Raw genomic sequence first — 18,862 nt, forward strand, 5'->3', positions numbered from 1 at the left:
AATCACGTGTGAGCGCTTTTGATCATGGGTTGCGTGACGTTGTTCGCGTCGCGCTTCCGAGTGCTCTCGGACGCTCTCAAGCGCTCTGGGGTACGCGTTCCAGCACGCCAAAGGGTCGTTTTGCAAACGCAATGAACCTATGAGAGGATCAAGACGTTCCAAAGCACTCATGAGCTGCGGAAACGTCCACAAGACGCTAGCAGAATTGCTAGCAGGAAGGCGCGACATGACCGACACCGCCGCCGAGGCCCGGCCCACCACCGCCGAACTCGGAGAGCAGCTCCTCAACCTGCTGCGCGCCCTCAACATGGCCGAAGACCAGGAACTCGCCCGCTGGCACGGCGCATACGGCGACACCCGGGAGGCCCTGATCAAGCTCCTCGGCACCCAGGACTGGGGTCGCGGCATGGCCATCGACGCGATCCACCACGCGATAACCAAGCATGTCACCCTCCGCGAGGCGATGCTCGCCACCCAGACCGGCTGACCAACCCACCCCGGCAGGAAGGAGCTACCGATGGTCGACCGGACCCGCGCAAGGCTCGTCTCCACCCCAGACCAGGCCGTGAACAACTACCTACGCGTCGCCGCCACCATGCTCGTCCCGCAGCGCACCCTGGAAGAGGCCGAAGCCTCACTGACCCGGGCGCAGGAAAACGACCGCAAGCACGGCGGGTTCCACGGCACCGCCGAGCAGCGCCAGCACTGCGAACGCTCCTACGACAAAGCCTCGCAGGCCAACACCGACGCATGGCGACACGAACAGGCCGCCGACGCCGCCGCCCGCCAGGGCGACCCCCGCGCGTACCGCCTGGCCGTCGCTGAGGTCGAAGCCATGTGGATCGATCACTACGCCCGGCGCGCCACCCATCGCTGACCGGCACCCACCCCTCCAACCAACCCACTCGCCATGTTGCTAGCACTACAGCTAGCAACATGCCCCCCTGAAGGAGCCCCCATGGCGCCGAAGCCCACCCTTGAGCAGTCCAACATCGTCGACGCCTTCGTTCCCGCCGACAAGAACCTCGTCGTCGAGGCCGGCGCCGGATGCGGCAAGACATCGGTCCTCAAGATGGCCGCCGCGGCGGCCCCCAACCGTAGGGGTCTGTACATCGCTTACAACAAGGCGATCCAGGTGGAGGCGGCCAAGTCGTTCCCCACCTCCGTCACCTGCAAGACCGCGCACGGCCTGGCCTTCGGCGCGATCGGCCGCCTCTACGCCCACAAGCTGAAGGCGCCGCGCATGAAGAGTGAGGACGTGGCCCGGCTGCTCGGGATCAACAGCCCGATCTACACGTCAGACAACATCATCCGGCCCGCGCAGATCGCCCGGATCGTCATGTCCACGGTCGGCAACTTCACCCGCAGCGCCCACACCAACATCCTTCGGCAGCCGGTCCCGCGCATCCCCGGCTTCGACGACCCAGAGGCGATGGCGGCCCTGGGCGCTGAGATTCCGCTGCTCGCCCTCAAGGCGTGGGAGGACATCTGCAACACGGGCGGCCGGTTGCCCTTCTCCCATGACTGCTACCTCAAGATGTGGACGCTGTCCGACCCGCAGCTCTCCCAGTACGACTACATCCTGCTCGACGAGGCGCAGGACTCCAACCCGCCGGTCGCGAAGATGGTCGAGAACCAGCGCCACGCCCAGCTTGTCCTCGTCGGTGACTCCTCCCAGTCGATCTACGGGTGGCGCGGCGCGCAGGACGCCATGGCGAAGTTCGACGGCGTGCGCCTCACCCTGTCGCAGAGCTTCCGGTTCGGCCCCGCTGTGGCCGAGGAGGCGAACAAGTGGCTGCACTACCTGGACGCGCCGCTGCGCCTCATCGGATTCGACCAGATCAACTCCCGCATCACCACTCTGGCCGAGCCCGACGCGATCCTGTGCCGCACCAACGGCACGACGATCACCCACGTGATGGAGGAGCTGGAGAACGGCCGCCGCGTCGCTCTCGTCGGCGGCGGTGACCAGATCCGCAAGCTCGCCGAGGCGGCGATCCAGCTCAAGAACGGGTACGGCTGCAGCCACCCCGAGCTGTACGCCTTCAAGACGTGGGCCGAGCTGCAGGACTACGTCGACGAGGAGGAGGGCTCCGACCTGCGGTCGTTCGTCAACCTCATCGACTCTCACGGCGCGGACATCGTGCTGGAGACCGTGTCCCGTCTCGTCCCGGAGGACCGTGCCGACGTGACCGTGTCCACCGGGCACAAGGCCAAGGGCCGCGAGTGGCACCGCGTGACGGTCGCCGACGACTTCCCCGAGCCGAAGCCCACCGGCGACGGTAAGCCCGGCCGGATTCCCCGCACCGCCGCGATGCTTGCGTACGTCACCGTTACCCGCGCCCAGTACGAGCTGGACAACGCTGGCCTCGCCTGGATCAACCACTACCTGTAACCCGTATGCCTGTCGCTAGCAACATTGCTAGCGACAGGCATTCACCCCGACCCCTCGCAGGAGAACCACCATAGACACCACCCACGGCCGCGCCGAGCGGATCGGCTGCATCACCGTCGTCTGGAAGGGCGAGCCGGGCGGCGAACTCGACACGATCGTCTTCGACGACGACGAGTTCCAGCGGCGCATCGAGGCCCTGCGGCCGCACACCAAGTTCGGCGACAACTACATCCGCGGCATCGACGACGGCATCCGGCAGGCTCGCGGCTGCCGGGAGTACGCCGACACCTACGAGCCGGACCTGTTCTTCGCCATGTACTGGCTGGACGAGGCCGAGCTGACGGCCCGCGTCATCGACTTCGACGAGCGGGACAGGCGTAGGGCTGCCCGCGAGGTCGCCTATCGGGCGTGTGCGGCCCGGGCCGTCGACACCCTGCGCAAGACCGGCACGCCCTACGGCTATCAAAAGCCGTAGCTCTCAATCTCCTGGCCCGGCAGGTGCCGGGCCAAGCAACCCCTCACGAAAGGCACGACATCATGAGCACGACCATCCCCGAGATCACTGACCTGCGCGGCTCCGCCTTGTTCTGGCATGTGATGGACATCCTCAAGGGGCTCCCGCCCGTCGCCCCCGGCGCGTGCGGGACCGGGTGGGACCAGGACCAGTGGCGGAGGATCCGCCAGTCCGACGACCGGTGCGGCACCGCGATGTGCCTGGCCGGCTGGATGTGCCACGTCACCGGCGGCCGGTGGCTCGTCACCTACGACACCAGCGGCAAGCGATTCCTGAACGGCAAGCCGTGCGACAAGCCCTTGGAGGCGTATGAGGAGTACCTCCTCGTCGAGCACTTCGACGAGAAGGGCGGCCAGCACGTCATCAAGATGGACGGGCACGACGACGTGCGAGTGATCTCCGCTGCGGACCGGGCGCTGACCCTGCTCGGCGTGGACAGCGTCGACACCGATTCCGGGTGGCTGTTCTCTGGCGGCAACGACTACGAGGACCTGGAGTGGATCGGCCGCATCCTGTTCGGTGCTCGCCCCGCCGCCTGACGCAACCCTCTGCTGGCCCGGCCCACCCAGCCGGGCCAGCACACCCGCAAGCACAACTGATAGCAAGAAAGGGCAACCAACCCATGGCCACCAAGTACACGAAAAAGCGGCCCCGCGCTGACTACACCCCCGAGGAGCGCGCCGAGTACGGCGCGCGGAAGCAGGCCGACAAGCAGATCGCGATCCACTCGAGGGAGAGCGGCGCCGCGGCCCTGGCGCAGAGTTCCACGCTGATCGACGGCTTCCGGGTGTACGCGGGCCGCGTCATGGGTCACCGCACCCTCGGTAACGCGCTTGGCATGCTCGTGCAGAACCCGCAGGCGACCCGCGTCAACTCGGCGTTCTTCTGGGGCAAGGAGGGGCGGAAGGTCCGGCCGGAAGCTGAGTCGATGCGGCTCCTGGCTCGCCGTAAGGGCAACAAGATCGTGGAGTCTGAGAACGCGGACACCGGCGAGACCGAGCAGACCATCGAGGGCAAATGGTCCGGCTGGACATCCGAAAGGGTGTTCGACGTCCGCGACACCGTGCCGAAGAAGACCTGCCCGCACTGCGGCACCGCGCCGGGCGACACCTGCCCCGACTCGTGCCAGGTGTACGTGCCGGTGCTGGGGCCCGTGCCGACGCGGGACGAAGTCGCCGAGCTGCTCGACAGGATCCTCCGCGACGAAGGCGGTTTCTGCCTGGACTTCCTCGACGCCGAGTCCGCCAACGAGGGCGAGGACGCCGACGAGGACAGCGACGAGTGAACCCGAACGCCAAGACCGGCCACTACTGCCCGAAGGGACCACAGCAATGACCACCGAGATCCTGCCGAAGCGTTACGTCCTCGCCGGAACCCCAGGCTGGGGTGAGCACGACCACACGATCCGCACGCAGGGCCTGGCCGTCGCCAACGCGCCCCGCCCGCTCATCGGCAACCCCACCTGGTACGGCGAATGGATGCACGGCCGCCACTACGCGGCCGGTCCGCTCGACGAGCTGACCAAGCACTGGTGCGCGGACGACGCCGTGCTGCTCGTGGAGATCACGCCGCAGACCATCGTGCGGAAAGTCACCAAGCGCCTCACCAGCAACGGCTACACGCTGCAGCAGCTCGCCGAGTCCTACGACGGCGCGATCGGTGACCTTGCGGCTGAGATGGGCCTGCCGTGGGACGACGCATGGTTGACCGTGCCGTTCCAGCCGGCCCCGGCTGGCTGGGACGCCTTAACCGGTGTCCCGGTGTGCGAGCACGGCGCCCAGGCGCAGGCGTGGTTCCTGCAGGTTGTCCGGCCCGGTGACCCGCTGCCGGAAGACCTGGAGCTCGGCACCATCGGCCGCCACGACCCGGCCCCTTGGCTCGAAGTGAAGGCCGGGGCCGCGGCGATCGAGGGCCGAGCGGACCAGTTCCAGCTCAGCTACGTGCACCGCGACCTGTGCCGCACTGCGGACGACCCGGCTGGCATCTGACCAACACCGTCTGAAGGGGCGGCGGCCACCCACCGCCGCCCCGCCCGACCAACCCAGGAAAGAGACAAGTTGATCACCATCAGGCACACCCACGAGGATGGCACTCTCGTGGAGGGCACCGTCAAGGGCGACGGCGTGTACGAAATCCTCAAGCCGTGGCCTCACCGGTTCCGCTACTTCTACTCGATCGGCATGATCGGCATCCAGAGCTCCCGGGACCGGGTGGCCGACCGGTATCGCATCAACATGGCGGCCGAGGCGCTGCGCGCGGCCGGGTTCGAGGTGACCGTCGAGATCGACGACGAGCACCGCGACCGCGCCCAGGTGCTCGCCGACCAGGCCGACCGGCTCGACGACCGGCGCGACGCACTCGCCGCGAAGGCGTCCAAGCATGCCGGCCGGGCATCAGCCGCCGCCGACCGGGCCAACGACCTGTCTGAGCGGTTCTCAGGCGGTCAGCCCATCCTCGTCGGCCACCACTCCGAGCGTGGGGCGCGGCGCGACCAGCAGCGGATGGACGCCGCGATGCGGCGCAGCATTGAGGAGGACAACACCGCGCAGGAGGTGGCCCGCCGCGCGAACGCGACCGGCAGCAACGCCGCCTACTCGGCCCGGCCAACGGTGACGGCCCGGCGCCTCAAGACGGCCGAAGCTAAGCTGAGGAAGATCCAGCGGAGCCTCGACGGGTACGAGCGGGTGTTTCGCCGCCACGACGGCACGATCTATTACGTCGAGACGCACGAGCCCGCGACCGGCGACCACCGCGAGCAGCTTCTCTCCCGCAAGGCGCAGCTCGACAACCAGATCGCCTACGACCAGAAGCAGCTCGCCGCCGCGACTGAGGAAGGCGTGTTCGTTGAGTACAGCCGCGCCAACGTCCACGTCGGCGACACCGTGACAGCGTGGGGCTACAGGGGGGTGGCGAGCAAAGTCAACACGGCGACCGTCCGGGTGGACTTCCGCGACAACTGGCAGCCCAAGGTGGCGTTCACCGACATCAAGCAAGTCGAATGTCCCCACGGCGAAGACGGGCCCGCCGTCATCGCACCGAAGCGGCCCGCCCGCAAGAAGCCGGCGGCGCCGAAGGTCGAGGTCCCCACGATCGATCGCGAGGAGCTCGCGGCGGCTATGCAGATGGCCTCCAACGTCGTTGTGTCCCACGAGCGGGAAGCGTTCGTGTCGCCGCCTGCGGTGGTGGAACGGCTGATGGAACTCGCTGACATCCGCCCCGGCATGGCCGTCCTGGAACCGTCCGCTGGTACCGGGAACATCGCGGCGGCCGCCGTCGAAACGGGCGCGGTCGTGGACTGCGTCGAGATCGACAACGGCTTGGCGAACGTCCTCGTGTCCCGCGTCCCCGGCGTCAACTGCGTCCGCCGTCAGGACTTCCTGGAACTGGAACGGGTCGAGCAGGACGCCTACGACCGGGTGGTGATGAACCCGCCGTTCTCCGAGGGCAAGGACATCGCGCACGTCACCCACGCCCTGGAGTTCGTGAAGCCGGGCGGGCGGCTCGTCGCCGTCATGGGCGCGGGGGTGACCTTCCACAAGGTGAAGGTCGCCGTCGAGTTCCGGCAGCTCATTGAGGACCGGGGAGGCGACATCATTCCGCTTCCGCAGGATGCCTTCAAGACGTCCGGGACGACCATGAGCACGGTAATCGTCGTCATCCCCTGCTGATCCCTCTGGCGCTAGCTGTACTGCTAGCGGTACAGCTAGCGTCACCCCCTCGAAGGAGAACCATGACCACCGACCCGGACCGCATGATGACCGTCACCCTGCCCAGCGGAATCTGGGACCACCTCTGCGACAGGCTCGGCGACTACGCCGACCAGACCGAGGAACGGGGCATGCTGGGCGACTGCATCGCCTGCGACAGAGCCGACCCCGGAATGTGCCCCAAGCACCAGCGCGAAGCCGAGTACGGCGCGCAGGTACGCCGCTGGCGCGACCAGATCGTGGACCAGCTCGGCGCCGCGAGCTCGACTCTGACCGAGTTGGTGACGCGGACCGGCCTGCCCGAAGACACCGACATCCGTCATGCGGCACACGACTTGAAGGGCCGCGCCCTCAACGCGATGCGTCGCCATGGCGTCTACACCCTCGGTGATCTCGCCCGCTGCCAGGAGAGCGACCTGCTCGACCTCCGGAACTTCGGCGCGGGTTCCCTCGCCACCCTCAAGACGTACCTCTACTGGCTGGCGAAGAAGCATTTCGACACCACGACGGTGGATGGCTGATGCGCGCGCCGCTGTATCTCGCCCCGCCGTCCACCCTGCGGATCCGAGCGGAGATCGCTGCTGGCCGGCTGGGGGCGCTCCTCAACCCGGCCAGCGGCAACCGGGTGCCCGAGCAGGGGCTGTTCGGCGTGGACAACGCGGTGTACGGCGGCAACTATCCCGGTGACGGGCCGTACCTGAAGTACCTGGAGCGGTTCGTGCCGCACGCTGACCGGTGCCTGTTCGTGACTGCGCCCGACGTGGTGGGCAACGCGCTCGCCACGGAGGCGCGGTCGCGGCCCATGCTCGCGGAGATCCGCGCCATGGGCCTGCCGGTCGCCCTGGTCGCGCAGGACCACATGGAGTTCGCCAGCACCTGGGACTTCTGGGACGAGGCGGACTGCCTGTTCATCGGCGGGTCCACCGAGTGGAAGCTGTCGGACGCCGCGGCGAACCTCTCCCGCGTTGCCTCCTCCCTTGGCAAGTGGATCCATGTCGGCCGCGTCAACTCGTTCCTGCGGTATCGGCTCGTCGCCTGGGCCGACTCCGTCGACGGCACCTACCTGCAGTGGGCAGGCCCCGACCAGGCATTGCCGACCGTCCTCGGGTGGCGCGATGCGCTGCTCGCCGAACCGCTGATCGACATGTTGCCGCGCGAACTCGACTGGCTGGACGGCAACTACATCCTCACCTCGCCCCGACTCGCCAAGACGGCCCCCGTCGTAGACCAGATCACCCTGTTCTGAAAGGACACGAAACGTGGACAGCTACGCCCTGTTCGACCCCGAACCGGCCGCCGACACGGCCGGGACCACGCAAAGCTGGACGACCGTCACTCGCCGGAAGGTGACCTTCATCATCGAAGACGAGTTCGCTGCCGCTCCGCCCATCATCCGGGCGGGCCAGCGCGACTTCTTCCCCCGCGAGGCCATCTACCGGTGGGTGTGGACGCCCGAACGCGGCTGGGATCTGGAGAGGTACGAACTGAGCGGACCCAACCGGAAAGTCGACGGCTCGGTCGGCCTGATGACCGTCACCGAACGCAGGCTCGGATTCCACCCGGAGACGTGGGCCACGCTGCCGGACTGGCTGTTCTTGGCCATGATCGCCACCCGCCCGGACTGGGAGCCGCCCGCGGCCCAGCTACAGCCCGCCAAGGGCGCAGTCGAAGCCCTCATGGGGGACGCAGGGGACGACGAGGGCGAGGAGGACGGCTGCGCGGGCGTCGTTGACGGTTTCGGCGACGTCCACTCCGACGCCGAGCTGGAGATGGGGGCGGGCTGGTGAGCAGGCAGAGAGTCGAGCGGATGGAGCTGTATCAGAAGCTCCTCAGGGAAGGCATCACGGATCCCGTCGTGCTGGCGCATCGGCTCCGCGTGCACGAGCGGACCATCTACCGGTACGGGAACCGACTCGCCGGTGGCAAAGACCGGCGGGTTGTCCGCTACCACGAGTGCAAGCCGAAAGTCCTCGCGCACTTGCAGGCATGGCCGAACAGCAGATTCTCCGCGTGGGACCTCGCCAGGTTCCTGGGCCTGCGCGGCGATGGCTTGGTCAAAAGGGCACTCCAGGACCTACACCAGGAAGGGCTGGTGCAGGCCGTTGTAGAACCCCGCGATCCCAGCACGCTGCGCCAGCTTGTCACCAGGTGGCAGGTCACGCAGGGGCAGGTGAAGGCCGGATGAGCGGGGAGCCGCGCGGCGCGGTCGCGCGGCACACCCTATGGGTGCAGACCCCGATGGGTGTGCGGAGCGGCCTGTGGTGCATCTACATCAACCATCCCGGCTTTAACGGCCATGGCGGGCCGGTCGTGTCGACCGCCCCGTTGCACCGGCCCACTGTGCTGTACCTCGGGTTTCGCAGCCACTCACTCAAGCGGGGCGCGTGCCTGGGCTGCGAATGGGATGAGGGCGAGGACCGCCGCCAGGAGAGGGAAGCGGTCGAGGACGCCCACGATCACGCCTGGCCCGGATGGCGGGACCTGCCCGCGGTACTGCCGCCGCCGGGCGCGGCCGGCTTCGACCCGAAGGTGCTTGCCCGCTGGCGGGTCAAGGTCGACAAGGCGTATCCGCCTGGCTGGCTGGAGGCCGGCGGCCCGATCATCACCGTTCGGAAGGACTCGGCCCTGTCCCGGCATGAGCCGGGCAAGGCGCCCGGCGGCGGCTACGACCTGGCCGCCACCTACTTCCGGGCCAAGAAAATCCGCAACGATCATGTTCAACCGACCCTTGATCTGGAGTTCCCTGCATGAGCGAGTGGACCGACCGGCAAGACGAGATGCTAGAGGAGCTGTACGCGAAGGTGCCTGATGCGGGCTGCAAGGGCCTGTGTCAGGAGCACTGCACGACGATCGCCGGAGGCCGGCGCGAGGCGCAGCGCATGAAGGAGGCTGGGTTTCACCTTCCGACGTCGGTCGCGGTCCTGCTCCGGGAGGCGCGCAGTTCGTCACCTTGTCCGGACCTGCCGCCCTCTACAGTTCCGCTGACGACACCTGGCCGTACAACTCGATTGAGCTCAACTACAACGCCGTCGAGCCGCTTCGCGACGCGCTGGCCACCATCGCCCGGCCCAGCAGCGTCGGCGGTGGCGTGTGAACAAGCTGGAGGACGTCGCCTGCGGGCACGTCGTTCTGACACCGGGGGAGTGGCAGCCGGGAGACGTGGTGATCGATGGGCGGCCGGGCCCCACGTTTCAGCGCTCGGGCGGGAGTGGCGTCTGAGGTTGTCAGGCGCCGGGTGTCTGCGGGTAGAGCGGGACGCCTCGCTTGCGCAGCCATGCCTTGAGGGCGGTCTCCACGATGTCCTGCGGGCCGGTGGCGGTGTCCAGGCAGGCGATGGTGAGCCGGTCGTCCGTTCGGCGGGTGATGCGTGGACCGATGGTTACCTCGTCGACCTCGTCCTTGGACCGGCGAGTGCGCTTCTTGACACTACGTTCCCGCTTGGGGCGGCTGCCGTCTGGGCTGCGGGGCGGCTCGGCGTCGGCGGGGATGCCGAGGAAATCGAGGTAATCGACGAGGGCGGCTTCAACGATGCCGGAGATGCCGAGGCCGGTCTTGTCGTTGGCGTAGGTGAGGCGTTCGTTGGTGTGGTAGCTGATGCGGACGGCGAGAGTGGGTTTGTCCTGGCGGCTCTTGATGCGCACGCGCGATACCGCTTGCTGTTCCGCTTGCTTGACCAGTGCCTTGCGGGCGGCGGTGGCTTGGGTTGAGCGGGCCATGGGCGGCGATGTCTCCTTGACGGGCGGGCGTGGTGTCGCCACCTACCTTTCCGCGCTTCGGTTATTTCTGCAAGTAACAGTGCTTGCGGCTTGGTCGCGTCGCCTACAGGGGGCGGAACGCTCGACGTGGCCGCTGATGGCTTACGCGCGAGTCTGAGCGCTAGCGTGAGCACTTTTGATCATGAAGCGCAATAAAGAACTATCGCGTGATTCCAAGCGCTTGGGGAGCGTTTCAGCACGCCCCATGGTTGTTGCGAAAACGCAACGACCATGGGAAGATGGGGAAAGATCAAACAACGCGCGAACGTGAGAGACACCCAAATCTCGCTAGCAAAAGCGCTAACCTCAACCCACCAGAAGGCACCCAATGACCACCGCCCCCGAAGCGAAACTCGACCTCATCCGCAAGCTCCTCGCCGTCGCCGAACACCCCGGAACCCCGGAACTCGAAGCCGAGACCTACCGTGAGCGCGCTTACACCCTCATGGCCAAGTACGGCATCGAACGGGCACACCTAGCCGCCGCCGGACAGATCACCGACGAGCTCGCCAGCATCCCCCTCATCATCGACAAGACCCACCAGGCCGAACGATGCGCCCTCCTCGGCGGCATCGCCAGCGCCAAGCGCTGCCGCGTCCTGCAGTGGCAGCTCGACGGCAAGACGTACCTGATGGTCTCCGGATACCGAAGCGACCTCGACGCCGTCCAGATGCTCTACGCCTCCCTGGCCCTGCAGATGAGCAAGGAAGTCGCCGCCGTCACCCCCACCGGCCGCAAGAGCCTCAGCACCGCGCGCAAGGACTTCATGGCCGGGTTCTCCTCCCGCGTCCGGGAGAAGCTCCGCGACGCCGAGAAGCAGGCCGTGGACGCCGCCCCCACGCCGGCCGCTGGTAGCCGCTCCACCGACCTGGTCCTGCGCGACCGGCAAGCCGCCGTGGACGCCTACTTCGAGAAGATGACGCCCAACGTCGGCGCGGTCAAGACGAGGAAGGTCAACGACCGCGACGCCTACTTCGCGGGCCGCGAAGCAGGCGACCGCGCCGACCTCGGCGCAAGCAGCCGCAACCGTGTCGGCTCCAGCGGCCAGCGCGCCCTCGACGCCTAACCTCCCAGCGGCGGGCGCTACCCGGTGCCCGCCCTCCGTTCCCAACCAACCCCGAAGGAGAGAACCGTGGAGAACACGGAATCGACCTGCACCAGTTGCAGCGACCCCATCCGCAACCTTGCCAAGGAGGGCCGCCCCGACCTGTGGGACCACACCACCGCCGCCAGCCGCTGTTTTGCCCCGACCCCGCCCTACGAGGTCGAGGAGGGCCTGCCTCGCGAGACTCGGAAGGTCCGGATCCGGGTCCAAGAGCTGGTCACCTACGAGGTGGAGAAGGAGGTCACGGTCAACGTCGGCGTGACCCCGCAGGAGCTGGCCGCCTACCTCTCCTCCCACGACGAGGAGTGGACCGACGATATTGAAGAGCACTTCCTCGACGCCTGCGAGCGGGAAGTCCTCGACGACCACACGTTCTTCGCCGACGACGCTGGCTACCTCGCCAACCTGGCCGTCGGCATCGAGGAGTGGCCCGAGTCGATCGTGACGTGGTTGACCATCACCTGCCCGGTCTGCGGCAGCCGGCCCACCGAGGACGACACCGCGCACCAGAACGTCGGCTGGTTCGTCGGGATCGCCTGCAACGGCAGGCGCGTCGTGCACCCCGGCTGGATCGGCATGGACGGCACCGGCTGGACGGATTGGATGACCATGATGACCAATGACGCAAGCGGAAAGGCTAGCAACTGATGGCCCCCCGGATCGTCGTGAAGATTGAGCCGGTCGAGGTCGACGGCAAGCCCCGGCTCCAGGCCGTCTGCTACACCCCCGGCTGCGCGCTCGGCGTCGACGGCGCACCGTGGGCCAGTCACCCCAACGTGGTCAAGGCCGCCGCGGAGGAGCTGGCCCGCATCCACCGCAGCGACCACCGCGACCCCGCCCGGCAGCCGATCTCCGTCAGCTCGGCGGCGCGGCTCGTGCGCGACACCCAGATGCCCGACTGACCCCAGGATGGCCCGGCTGCGCGCCGGGCCATCCGCCTCTCATCCCTTCGGAGATCCACATGCCAGGCCCCACCCAGCCCCCATGGACCCCGCCGCACCATACGGTGCCGATGGACTACGTGGACGGCGACACCAGCGACGTGCTGCGCGGCTACCGGTACGAACTCCTCGTCGAGTGCCGCGAGCACAACATCCACCGCAAGTTCCTCACCCCATACATGGGCCGCTTCGGCTACGGCTTCGTCATCCAGGGCGGCGACTTCCACGACAAGAACCACGTCACCCTCTGGACCAAGCAGAAGAACTGGCAGCGGTTCCCCCTCAAGGCCGGCGCCGTGCAGTACCGCGAACTGATGGACCTGGCCAACTACGCCAAGCTCATGGAGACGATCGAGCGGGACTACCCGGCGAGCAGCCTCACCGCGACGCTGACGGCGACGCTCGCGCAGATCCTGCAGCAGTGGGCCGCCGCGAAGGACGACGGCAAGAACGAGCTGGACCTGCGCGTAGTCGATGACATCGTGGCCGCCCAGCTCAACCCATTCATCTCGGCGTGGCTATACCCCGACCGGGAAGACCGGATCGGCTGATGACCCTCTGCGTCGAGTGCGGCGAGGAGGACAGACCGCTGCGCATCGTGCCCGCTTCCTACTGCGAGCACAGAATTTGCCTGGGCTTCCGCCGCGCTGACTGCTCCGACATCCACTGGCGGACGTGCCCGACTATCTGCCGCGACGTCGGCCGGAGGCCCGAACCGCACCCGCGCGATCTCGCCAGGCAGGCCGAGGAAGCCGCCAAGCCCAAGCAGCTCGACCTGTTCGCCTAACACCGGAAGGAATCTCATGCCGAAGTACGTGGTGCTGGACACGGAGACGACCAGCCTCGACACGCGGAACGGCGCTCTGTGGGAGGTCGCCATAATCGTCCGCGACACCGACGAGCCCAAGAACCGCGTCCAGGAGTTCTGGTGGCAGGTGCGGCCGGACCTGCTGCACGCCGACCCCAACTCTCTCCGCGTCGGCCGCTACTACGAGCGGGCCAAGATGCTTGGCTGCGAGATCGGCGACGGCGTCGAGCTGGCCGCGACCGACTGTGGCCCCGACGACGCCCTCGTGGAGAACGTCTACGGCAAGACAGCCAAGGAGGGCGAGGTGATCCTCGAAATGTCGGGCGAGAGGATCGCCCTGGCCCTCGCCGAGCAGCTCGACGGCGCGACGATCGTGGCGAACAACCCGGCGTTCGACCATAGGTTCCTCGTCAAGTTCCTTCGGGAGAACGGGCAGACACTCACCGCGTCGCACCGCATGATCGACGTGCGGGCACTCGCGATGGGCTACATGCACGGTCGCCTGCGCAACCGCACCGTCGCCGAGGAGTTCAACGGCGACCCGGCCGCGGAGACCCTCGCCGCCTCCTGGTTGAGCGACTGGCCCAGTACGTCGATCGACTGGCGGATGCTCAACGTCAATTCCGACCTGTATGAGGCGCACACCGCGCTCGGTGACGCCCGCCTGGTGCGGGACGTGCTCAACGCCGTCACCGGAGGCACCAAGCGATGAGCACCAGCACCGTAAGTAGAGTCCTGTCCGCTGCAGCCGACCGCATCGAGCGTGACGGCTGGGCATCGCATCCCCAGCAGCGGGGCGTGCTGCTCAGCGATGCGATCGCTGTTGAGGTGCGCGACGCACCCGTGGACGACTCGATTCGCAGAGAGCTCCAGGACGCCGCGTTCGAGGCTCTGCGGTGCCACGTCGCGTCGTCGTCGGCGGGGATCGGCGATTGGTTGCGCGCTCCTGGCCGCATTCAAGCCGACGTCGTCGCGTCTCTCCGTGGTGCCGCAGCGGAGGCAGAGATGGCTGGCGAGGCGCCCGAGGATGACAAGTCCTGGTTCTGGGGCCCCGGCGGGGAACGAGACGACGACGACCCGGTCAAGCGGGTCGTCGTCGAGGGCGAGCACTACCTGATCGTCGACGAGACCTGCAGTGGGTTCCGTGGGTTCGGCGGCCGCCGTTTCGACATCGAGTTCTTCGACGGTCGGACGGCCACCACGTGGAACCTCTGGCATCAGGGCACCATCCCGGCCCGGTGGCGGGACCGCTACCCGGACAACGCCCGATTCGTATGAGAGCGCAGCTGATGAACACCAGCGGATACATCACCCGCGGCGAGATCGCCGCGGTGGCCGGCCTGCTGCTGGCCCGGCCCGGCGAACCAGCCGAGACGATCTACGTACAGGCCACCACCACCATCACCGGAGATATCAAGTAATGACCAGCCCCCGCGACACCAGCAAGATCGACGCCCTGCTGCTCCTGGCCGACGCAATGGGCTCCGGCGGTACGGAGGGAGCCATCCTCCGCATGGAGGCTGATGGGCAGCGCGAGCTCGTCAACTCCGAGGTCATCCCCACCGAGATCATGAGCGGAGGCGAGGACGACCTGACCGCGCTCGGCTTCCACCTCGGCGACCAGGTCGAGGGCGACCCCCTGTTCCGCCGCGTCACCCTGCCGGACGGGTGGAAGCGGGAAGCCTCTGACCACTCCATGTGGTCGTACATCATCGACGGCCTGGGCCGCCGCCGAGTCTCGGTCTTCTACAAGGCCGCGTTCTACGACAGGCGCGCGAGCCTGTCGATCAACACGGTGTACAGCTACGTTGGCCACTGCCTGGACGAGAAGGTCCGGCCGATCTTCGACGACGTGTGGGCGGCTCGGGATGCTGTGAGAGGGGCGGTCGCCGGGCAGTTGGCGCGAAGGGTCGAGTCCCTGGCGATGTACGAGCACCGGGAGGACAAGTACGGCCGGGAGCGTACCGCGGAGCTGAAGGCGGAGATCGCTGCCTGCCAGGCACTCTACGCCAAGCTGACGGGCGGCGCCGCCGACCAGATCGACGACAAGCACGGGGCGGTGTGATGGCGTTCCAGCACGCGACCAGCCTCACCGGCCTGCACGTGTCGATCGTGCCCCGCGACGACGACCTGGTGAAGAACCTCGCCGAAGGTAGGCTCGGCAGCCACGCCCTCGTCATCACCGACGACAACATCGAGACGTTCGCCATCTTCGGCAACGCCGCGGACCTTGATTGGTTCGTCCGTCGCATCGATAGGCAGGCCGCTGAGACTCTGCGCGAGACCAGCCGGCCCGAGGCGGGGTACGTCCTGGCGGCAGAGCTGGACCGTGGCGAGCTGCTGGGGCCGTTCGCCACCGAGGACGACCACCTGGCCGCCGCCGACCGGCTACTCATGGCGCTGGATGCCAGGGATCTGCACGTGGTGAAGCGGACCCAGGAGGCCCGGCCGGCGCCGCCCACGGTCATCCCGGCGAGCAGGCCCGTGGCCCTGGACCAGCTCGACCCCGGGATCATCGTGCAGCGATGGACGGAGCAGGAGGAAGGCTCCGACCACGTGGACACCAAGCTGCCGTGCTGCGGCCGTCGCATGACCTTCCCCGCGGACTCCGACCTCGAGGTGGACTTGGTGTGTCAGTACGACCGGGTCCGCTACACGCTTTGCCTCGTGGAGGAGTACGACGGCGGCCTTCTGGCGTGCTTCGCCGTGGAAGGCCGGGTGACCGTGGCCAGGCCGCGCCCGGCCAAGAGGAGGGTGCGATGATCACGCCGTGGGACGTCATCGCGTTGGTGTACGCGGCGGGCATCGCCTACAACGCGCCGCGGATCCTCAAGCGCTGGTCGCTCATCACGAGCTGCGACCCGGTGAACCTGTGCGACCCGTGCTGGGACGAGCGCAGGAAGGTTATGTACGACGCCGACCAGTTCGAGGTTATGGGGGTGTTCGGGTCGACGCTGATGGTGGTTCTGAAGGCGATGGTCTGGTACATCAAGCCGTTCAATTCTGCTGTCCGTAAGGCTCTCGGGAAGGAGCCGCTTCCCACCTGCTCGAAGGGCACGTGTCTGGCGCATACAGGCGGGAAGGCGGCAGCGTGAGCACCAAAGGTAGGAAGTACGGCACGCCGTTCGCCGAGACGGAGATCCTGCTGGCCATGGCCGAGCGGGACGTCGACCACGTCCGCGCGCTCCTGGCCGAGATGAAACCTGGGGAGCGGCGAGCGCTGGAGCACCAGTGCGAAGAGATCAGCGGCATCATCCAGGTCATGCGAGAGGACGAAGAATGAGCACGACTGAGATGCCGCGCCGGAAGTTCCCCTGCGGAGAATGCCCATGGCAGGTGTCGGCCGAGTTGGGCAAATTCCCCGCCGAACGGTACGAGGAACTGCGCGCCACGTGCCAGCCGAACGCAGCCGGTGTTCCGCCGCTGCCAGGCACCCCGATGTTCGGGTGCCATGTCGGTGACCCGAAGACGGGCGAGGACCTGGCGTGCGCTGGGTGGCTCGCCGTCGAAGGGTTCGAGCACATCGGGGTGCGGCTTGCCCTGGCCGATGGCCGGATCCCGGCGTCCGCGCTGCAGCCGGGCCACAACTGGCCGGAGCTGTACCCGTCGTATGAGGCGATGGCCGAAGCTAACGGGGCCATGAAGAGGGAGGGCCTATCGTAGTCGGTTGACGCTATCCATATTGCTAGCGATATGGATAGCGTCCCCCTCATGCTCCGATCGGGAAGGACGGCGTTGCCCGACACCGAGAACTCGAACCCGCTGTGCATCGGCCCCCGCTGCGGCCGTCGCCAAGCGGAGAACGGCCGCCTCATCTGCGCGTCCTGCGTAACCAGACTCCGGCGCGACCTGGGCGTCACTCCGCTGCTCATGCGATGGCTCGAACAGCACAAGACGCCGGGCCAGGGCGGCGGAGACAAAGTGGCCGGATCCAGGGAGGCCAGCACGCCGACCCGGTTGGACGTGCTGTCGATGCTGTATGAAGGTGCGACGCCGATCCACGGCGACGACGACGACCAAGTGGGCCCGCCGTCCATCCCGTCGACGCTCAAGAACTGGGCGTGGCTCATCGCTGAGCAGCGCGGCCTGATCTACCCGGAGCGGGCCGACGTTGCCGAGCTGGCCGACTGGCTGTTGCGCCATGTCGACTGGGCCACCTCAAGACCATGGATCGACGACATGCTCGGTGAGATCGGCGCGTTGCGCAGGTGGGCACACTCGCTCGCGCCGTGGGCGGTGCATGTGCAGGAGCTTGTCGGGCCGTGCCCGTACTGCGACAAGCGGACTCTCATCCGGGTCGCGGGGGAGCGGTACATCGAGTGTGACGGCCGTGAGGAGGTCGGCGGCTGCGCTGGCTTGTGGACGTATGAGGCGTATGAGGATCATGTCGCCGCCTTGGTGAAGGTGGACAAGCGAGGCAAACACGGAAAGGTCAAAGCGAAAACAGAACGAGGTATGGCATCATGATGTTCATGAAGAACCCGAACCCCGGACGGCTTCCCCCCGCCGAGCAACGTGCCGCCGCGGAGAAAGCGCTCCGGAAGGCGGCCCGCGACTACTACGAGGCGATCTCGGAGCCGACCAGGCTGTTCCACGAGGCCCTCGTTGCTGCGGCCGGCCCGCCCGAAGGGGTACCTGGCAGCGACCAGAAGTCTCTGGTGACGCGCCGCCGCATGGTGGAGATCACCAAAGACGCCGATCCTCAAGGGCAAGGTTTCTCCCTCTACTCCGTCTTGAAAATCGTGGCGGAGCTCGAACAGGAGGAGCAGAAAGCGTAACGGCCCACTCGCGACTGCCAAAGAAGTCCCGTCCAGCGGCCGGGGCTTCTTGGTTTTCTAGGGTTGTGCGGCCCCGAGACGCTCCGCGCACCGTAACGCCTCGGTGTCAGTCTTGAGGGGTTACAGCACGGAGCCTGCGGGGGAGTAGTGGATCGGGCGCGAGGGTAGCCGGACGGCATGAAAACGCCCTAACGGGGGGTCAGGGGCGTTTTCGAATGCCGCGTGGTGTCGTTCTTAGTGGTTTATTGAGTCGGCCAGTTCGACGCCGTGCTCCAGGCCGAGTGCGTATACCTCTTGGGAGTCGGTGGTCATGCGGTTGAAGGCCCTCAGCATGATAAGGGCCATGGTGATAAAGGTCGCAACGATAGCGAGGCTGTGCGCCCACAGCAGAGTGACCAGAAAGCGAAAGGTGACGTCTGGATCAATGGCGATCCACGTAGTGATCCCCGCACCTAGCCAGGCGAGCACGGTGACGGTCACGGATACCTGTAGAGCCTGGTCGGCGCGCAGTATGGAAATTCCCTGGTGACGAGCGATGGTCATAGCTGCTCTTTCGTCGCGCAGTGAGTAAATGAAGTGCCCCTGCGGCACTCGTTAATCGGCGCTTTGCTGGTGGAATTTTGCTCAGTGGAACGCTCCACCGCTCAGGGGAGCGCTCAGGCGTGGAGTAGATTTTAGGCCCGGTAAATGCTTTAAGTCTAGTATTGTTTCGTCCTAAAACGCATCTACTTAATGCCGATCATAAGACTGACGTCCGACAAAATGCGGGTCACCTGCGACGGTGGCATGCCGAGTGGCCTGTTGCCGTGACGTTTGGTGCGAAAGAACAGACCCCTTAGATGCCGTTTGGCGGTTTGGT

31 protein-coding genes are annotated in these 18,862 nt (G+C 67.0%); 29 read left to right on the top strand and 2 right to left on the bottom strand.

Annotated elements, in window-relative coordinates; genetic code table 11:
- Positions 1-226: 226 nt before the first annotated feature.
- From ACQPYK_RS25050 to ACQPYK_RS25115, 14 genes are all read left to right on the top strand, one after another.
- Entirely contained in the window at positions 227-487 is a 261-nt protein-coding gene (locus tag ACQPYK_RS25050) for a hypothetical protein (RefSeq protein ID WP_433235267.1), read from the top strand.
- Between the two features lie 30 nt (positions 488-517).
- Positions 518-877, top strand: coding sequence for a hypothetical protein (locus ACQPYK_RS25055; RefSeq protein ID WP_433235270.1), 360 nt, complete (start codon positions 518-520; stop codon positions 875-877).
- Positions 878-958: 81 nt separating this feature from the next.
- A complete protein-coding gene (locus ACQPYK_RS25060) occupies positions 959-2,395 on the top strand; it encodes a UvrD-helicase domain-containing protein (protein WP_433235273.1) in 1,437 nt (478 codons plus the stop codon).
- A 313-nt stretch (positions 2,396-2,708) separates the two neighbouring features.
- Entirely contained in the window at positions 2,709-2,870 is a 162-nt protein-coding gene (locus tag ACQPYK_RS25065) for a hypothetical protein (RefSeq protein WP_433235276.1), read from the top strand.
- 62 nt (positions 2,871-2,932) lie between these two features.
- Positions 2,933-3,448: a hypothetical protein gene (locus ACQPYK_RS25070; protein ID WP_433235279.1), complete on the top strand. Its 516-nt coding sequence runs from the start codon at positions 2,933-2,935 to the stop codon at positions 3,446-3,448.
- Between the two features lie 83 nt (positions 3,449-3,531).
- Positions 3,532-4,194 (top strand): hypothetical protein, encoded by a 663-nt coding sequence (locus ACQPYK_RS25075; RefSeq protein ID WP_433235282.1) that lies wholly within the window; start codon positions 3,532-3,534, stop codon positions 4,192-4,194.
- 46 nt (positions 4,195-4,240) lie between these two features.
- Entirely contained in the window at positions 4,241-4,897 is a 657-nt protein-coding gene (locus tag ACQPYK_RS25080; protein WP_433235285.1) for a hypothetical protein, read from the top strand.
- A 69-nt stretch (positions 4,898-4,966) separates the two neighbouring features.
- A complete protein-coding gene (locus ACQPYK_RS25085; protein ID WP_433235288.1) occupies positions 4,967-6,577 on the top strand; it encodes a DUF3560 domain-containing protein in 1,611 nt (536 codons plus the stop codon).
- A 62-nt stretch (positions 6,578-6,639) separates the two neighbouring features.
- Entirely contained in the window at positions 6,640-7,137 is a 498-nt protein-coding gene (locus tag ACQPYK_RS25090; protein ID WP_433235291.1) for a DNA-directed RNA polymerase subunit alpha C-terminal domain-containing protein, read from the top strand.
- A complete protein-coding gene (locus tag ACQPYK_RS25095; RefSeq protein ID WP_433235294.1) occupies positions 7,137-7,862 on the top strand; it encodes a hypothetical protein in 726 nt (241 codons plus the stop codon). The genes ACQPYK_RS25090 and ACQPYK_RS25095 overlap by 1 nt, the downstream gene beginning before the upstream one ends.
- Positions 7,863-7,875: 13 nt before the next feature.
- Complete coding sequence (locus ACQPYK_RS25100) at positions 7,876-8,403, top strand: hypothetical protein (RefSeq protein WP_433235297.1); 528 nt, start codon at positions 7,876-7,878, stop codon at positions 8,401-8,403.
- Positions 8,400-8,801, top strand: a complete 402-nt coding sequence (locus ACQPYK_RS25105) for a hypothetical protein (RefSeq protein ID WP_433235300.1) — start codon at positions 8,400-8,402, stop codon at positions 8,799-8,801. Before ACQPYK_RS25100 ends, ACQPYK_RS25105 begins: the two co-directional genes overlap by 4 nt.
- Positions 8,798-9,367, top strand: a complete 570-nt coding sequence (locus tag ACQPYK_RS25110; protein WP_433235303.1) for a DUF6349 family protein — start codon at positions 8,798-8,800, stop codon at positions 9,365-9,367. The genes ACQPYK_RS25105 and ACQPYK_RS25110 overlap by 4 nt, the downstream gene beginning before the upstream one ends.
- A gap of 199 nt (positions 9,368-9,566) precedes the next feature.
- The gene (locus tag ACQPYK_RS25115) at positions 9,567-9,710 is read left to right on the top strand and encodes a hypothetical protein (RefSeq protein ID WP_433235305.1); all 144 of its coding nucleotides are present in this window, start codon (positions 9,567-9,569) and stop codon (positions 9,708-9,710) included.
- Positions 9,711-9,840: 130 nt separating this feature from the next.
- On the opposite strand, the gene ACQPYK_RS25120 is transcribed toward ACQPYK_RS25115, so the two are convergent.
- Positions 9,841-10,332, bottom strand: a complete 492-nt coding sequence (locus ACQPYK_RS25120; RefSeq protein WP_433235308.1) for a hypothetical protein — start codon at positions 10,330-10,332, stop codon at positions 9,841-9,843.
- Between the two features lie 367 nt (positions 10,333-10,699).
- On the opposite strand from ACQPYK_RS25120, the gene ACQPYK_RS25125 reads away from it, so the two are divergent.
- The 15 genes from ACQPYK_RS25125 to ACQPYK_RS25195 all read left to right on the top strand — a co-directional run bounded on the left by ACQPYK_RS25125 (position 10,700) and on the right by ACQPYK_RS25195 (position 18,003).
- Complete coding sequence (locus ACQPYK_RS25125) at positions 10,700-11,437, top strand: DUF2786 domain-containing protein (RefSeq protein WP_433235311.1); 738 nt, start codon at positions 10,700-10,702, stop codon at positions 11,435-11,437.
- Between the two features lie 66 nt (positions 11,438-11,503).
- Positions 11,504-12,124, top strand: a complete 621-nt coding sequence (locus ACQPYK_RS25130) for a hypothetical protein (protein WP_433235314.1) — start codon at positions 11,504-11,506, stop codon at positions 12,122-12,124.
- A gap of 17 nt (positions 12,125-12,141) precedes the next feature.
- Positions 12,142-12,378, top strand: coding sequence for a hypothetical protein (locus ACQPYK_RS25135; protein ID WP_433235317.1), 237 nt, complete (start codon positions 12,142-12,144; stop codon positions 12,376-12,378).
- 59 nt (positions 12,379-12,437) lie between these two features.
- Positions 12,438-12,968, top strand: coding sequence for a hypothetical protein (locus ACQPYK_RS25140; RefSeq protein ID WP_433235320.1), 531 nt, complete (start codon positions 12,438-12,440; stop codon positions 12,966-12,968).
- A complete protein-coding gene (locus ACQPYK_RS25145; RefSeq protein WP_433235323.1) occupies positions 12,968-13,204 on the top strand; it encodes a hypothetical protein in 237 nt (78 codons plus the stop codon). The genes ACQPYK_RS25140 and ACQPYK_RS25145 overlap by 1 nt, the downstream gene beginning before the upstream one ends.
- A gap of 16 nt (positions 13,205-13,220) precedes the next feature.
- Positions 13,221-13,937, top strand: coding sequence for a 3'-5' exonuclease (locus ACQPYK_RS25150; protein WP_433235326.1), 717 nt, complete (start codon positions 13,221-13,223; stop codon positions 13,935-13,937).
- Positions 13,934-14,503 (top strand): DUF6197 family protein, encoded by a 570-nt coding sequence (locus ACQPYK_RS25155; RefSeq protein ID WP_433235329.1) that lies wholly within the window; start codon positions 13,934-13,936, stop codon positions 14,501-14,503. Before ACQPYK_RS25150 ends, ACQPYK_RS25155 begins: the two co-directional genes overlap by 4 nt.
- On the top strand, positions 14,500-14,646 hold the full coding sequence (locus ACQPYK_RS25160) for a hypothetical protein (protein WP_433235332.1): 147 nt from the start codon (positions 14,500-14,502) through the stop codon (positions 14,644-14,646). The genes ACQPYK_RS25155 and ACQPYK_RS25160 overlap by 4 nt, the downstream gene beginning before the upstream one ends.
- Positions 14,646-15,290, top strand: a complete 645-nt coding sequence (locus ACQPYK_RS25165; RefSeq protein ID WP_433235335.1) for a hypothetical protein — start codon at positions 14,646-14,648, stop codon at positions 15,288-15,290. The genes ACQPYK_RS25160 and ACQPYK_RS25165 overlap by 1 nt, the downstream gene beginning before the upstream one ends.
- Positions 15,290-15,988 (top strand): hypothetical protein, encoded by a 699-nt coding sequence (locus ACQPYK_RS25170; protein ID WP_433235338.1) that lies wholly within the window; start codon positions 15,290-15,292, stop codon positions 15,986-15,988. The genes ACQPYK_RS25165 and ACQPYK_RS25170 overlap by 1 nt, the downstream gene beginning before the upstream one ends.
- A complete protein-coding gene (locus ACQPYK_RS25175) occupies positions 15,985-16,320 on the top strand; it encodes a hypothetical protein (RefSeq protein WP_433235341.1) in 336 nt (111 codons plus the stop codon). The genes ACQPYK_RS25170 and ACQPYK_RS25175 overlap by 4 nt, the downstream gene beginning before the upstream one ends.
- Positions 16,317-16,508: a hypothetical protein gene (locus ACQPYK_RS25180; protein ID WP_433235344.1), complete on the top strand. Its 192-nt coding sequence runs from the start codon at positions 16,317-16,319 to the stop codon at positions 16,506-16,508. Before ACQPYK_RS25175 ends, ACQPYK_RS25180 begins: the two co-directional genes overlap by 4 nt.
- Entirely contained in the window at positions 16,505-16,888 is a 384-nt protein-coding gene (locus ACQPYK_RS25185; protein ID WP_433235347.1) for a DUF6283 family protein, read from the top strand. Before ACQPYK_RS25180 ends, ACQPYK_RS25185 begins: the two co-directional genes overlap by 4 nt.
- A 72-nt stretch (positions 16,889-16,960) precedes the next feature.
- On the top strand, positions 16,961-17,692 hold the full coding sequence (locus ACQPYK_RS25190; protein ID WP_433235350.1) for a hypothetical protein: 732 nt from the start codon (positions 16,961-16,963) through the stop codon (positions 17,690-17,692).
- Positions 17,689-18,003, top strand: coding sequence for a hypothetical protein (locus tag ACQPYK_RS25195; RefSeq protein WP_433235353.1), 315 nt, complete (start codon positions 17,689-17,691; stop codon positions 18,001-18,003). Before ACQPYK_RS25190 ends, ACQPYK_RS25195 begins: the two co-directional genes overlap by 4 nt.
- Before the next feature lie 234 nt (positions 18,004-18,237).
- Here ACQPYK_RS25195 and ACQPYK_RS25200 read toward each other — a convergent pair whose 3' ends face one another.
- Positions 18,238-18,546, bottom strand: a complete 309-nt coding sequence (locus ACQPYK_RS25200; RefSeq protein WP_433235356.1) for a hypothetical protein — start codon at positions 18,544-18,546, stop codon at positions 18,238-18,240.
- Positions 18,547-18,862: the final 316 nt, after the last annotated feature.

This window comes from Streptosporangium sp. CA-135522 (genome assembly GCF_050949235.1).
In the GTDB taxonomy this organism is placed as follows: Bacteria; Actinomycetota; Actinomycetes; order Streptosporangiales; family Streptosporangiaceae; genus Streptosporangium.

Excerpts from the sequence above, each read along its gene's own strand:
- ACQPYK_RS25050 (WP_433235267.1), top strand. The coding sequence starts at position 227 with ATGACCGACACCGCCGCCGAGGCCCGGCCCACCACCGCCGAACTCGGA.
- ACQPYK_RS25055 (WP_433235270.1), top strand. The coding sequence starts at position 518 with ATGGTCGACCGGACCCGCGCAAGGCTCGTCTCCACCCCAGACCAGGCC.
- ACQPYK_RS25060 (WP_433235273.1), top strand. The coding sequence starts at position 959 with ATGGCGCCGAAGCCCACCCTTGAGCAGTCCAACATCGTCGACGCCTTC.
- ACQPYK_RS25065 (WP_433235276.1), top strand. The coding sequence starts at position 2,709 with ATGTACTGGCTGGACGAGGCCGAGCTGACGGCCCGCGTCATCGACTTC.
- ACQPYK_RS25070 (WP_433235279.1), top strand. The coding sequence starts at position 2,933 with ATGAGCACGACCATCCCCGAGATCACTGACCTGCGCGGCTCCGCCTTG.
- ACQPYK_RS25075 (WP_433235282.1), top strand. The coding sequence starts at position 3,532 with ATGGCCACCAAGTACACGAAAAAGCGGCCCCGCGCTGACTACACCCCC.
- ACQPYK_RS25080 (WP_433235285.1), top strand. The coding sequence starts at position 4,241 with ATGACCACCGAGATCCTGCCGAAGCGTTACGTCCTCGCCGGAACCCCA.
- ACQPYK_RS25090 (WP_433235291.1), top strand. The coding sequence starts at position 6,640 with ATGACCACCGACCCGGACCGCATGATGACCGTCACCCTGCCCAGCGGA.
- ACQPYK_RS25095 (WP_433235294.1), top strand. The coding sequence starts at position 7,137 with ATGCGCGCGCCGCTGTATCTCGCCCCGCCGTCCACCCTGCGGATCCGA.
- ACQPYK_RS25110 (WP_433235303.1), top strand. The coding sequence starts at position 8,798 with ATGAGCGGGGAGCCGCGCGGCGCGGTCGCGCGGCACACCCTATGGGTG.
- ACQPYK_RS25120 (WP_433235308.1), bottom strand. The coding sequence starts at position 10,332 with ATGGCCCGCTCAACCCAAGCCACCGCCGCCCGCAAGGCACTGGTCAAG.
- ACQPYK_RS25125 (WP_433235311.1), top strand. The coding sequence starts at position 10,700 with ATGACCACCGCCCCCGAAGCGAAACTCGACCTCATCCGCAAGCTCCTC.
- ACQPYK_RS25140 (WP_433235320.1), top strand. The coding sequence starts at position 12,438 with ATGCCAGGCCCCACCCAGCCCCCATGGACCCCGCCGCACCATACGGTG.
- ACQPYK_RS25145 (WP_433235323.1), top strand. The coding sequence starts at position 12,968 with ATGACCCTCTGCGTCGAGTGCGGCGAGGAGGACAGACCGCTGCGCATC.
- ACQPYK_RS25150 (WP_433235326.1), top strand. The coding sequence starts at position 13,221 with ATGCCGAAGTACGTGGTGCTGGACACGGAGACGACCAGCCTCGACACG.
- ACQPYK_RS25155 (WP_433235329.1), top strand. The coding sequence starts at position 13,934 with ATGAGCACCAGCACCGTAAGTAGAGTCCTGTCCGCTGCAGCCGACCGC.
- ACQPYK_RS25160 (WP_433235332.1), top strand. The coding sequence starts at position 14,500 with ATGAGAGCGCAGCTGATGAACACCAGCGGATACATCACCCGCGGCGAG.
- ACQPYK_RS25165 (WP_433235335.1), top strand. The coding sequence starts at position 14,646 with ATGACCAGCCCCCGCGACACCAGCAAGATCGACGCCCTGCTGCTCCTG.
- ACQPYK_RS25170 (WP_433235338.1), top strand. The coding sequence starts at position 15,290 with ATGGCGTTCCAGCACGCGACCAGCCTCACCGGCCTGCACGTGTCGATC.
- ACQPYK_RS25175 (WP_433235341.1), top strand. The coding sequence starts at position 15,985 with ATGATCACGCCGTGGGACGTCATCGCGTTGGTGTACGCGGCGGGCATC.
- ACQPYK_RS25185 (WP_433235347.1), top strand. The coding sequence starts at position 16,505 with ATGAGCACGACTGAGATGCCGCGCCGGAAGTTCCCCTGCGGAGAATGC.
- ACQPYK_RS25195 (WP_433235353.1), top strand. The coding sequence starts at position 17,689 with ATGATGTTCATGAAGAACCCGAACCCCGGACGGCTTCCCCCCGCCGAG.
- ACQPYK_RS25200 (WP_433235356.1), bottom strand. The coding sequence starts at position 18,546 with ATGACCATCGCTCGTCACCAGGGAATTTCCATACTGCGCGCCGACCAG.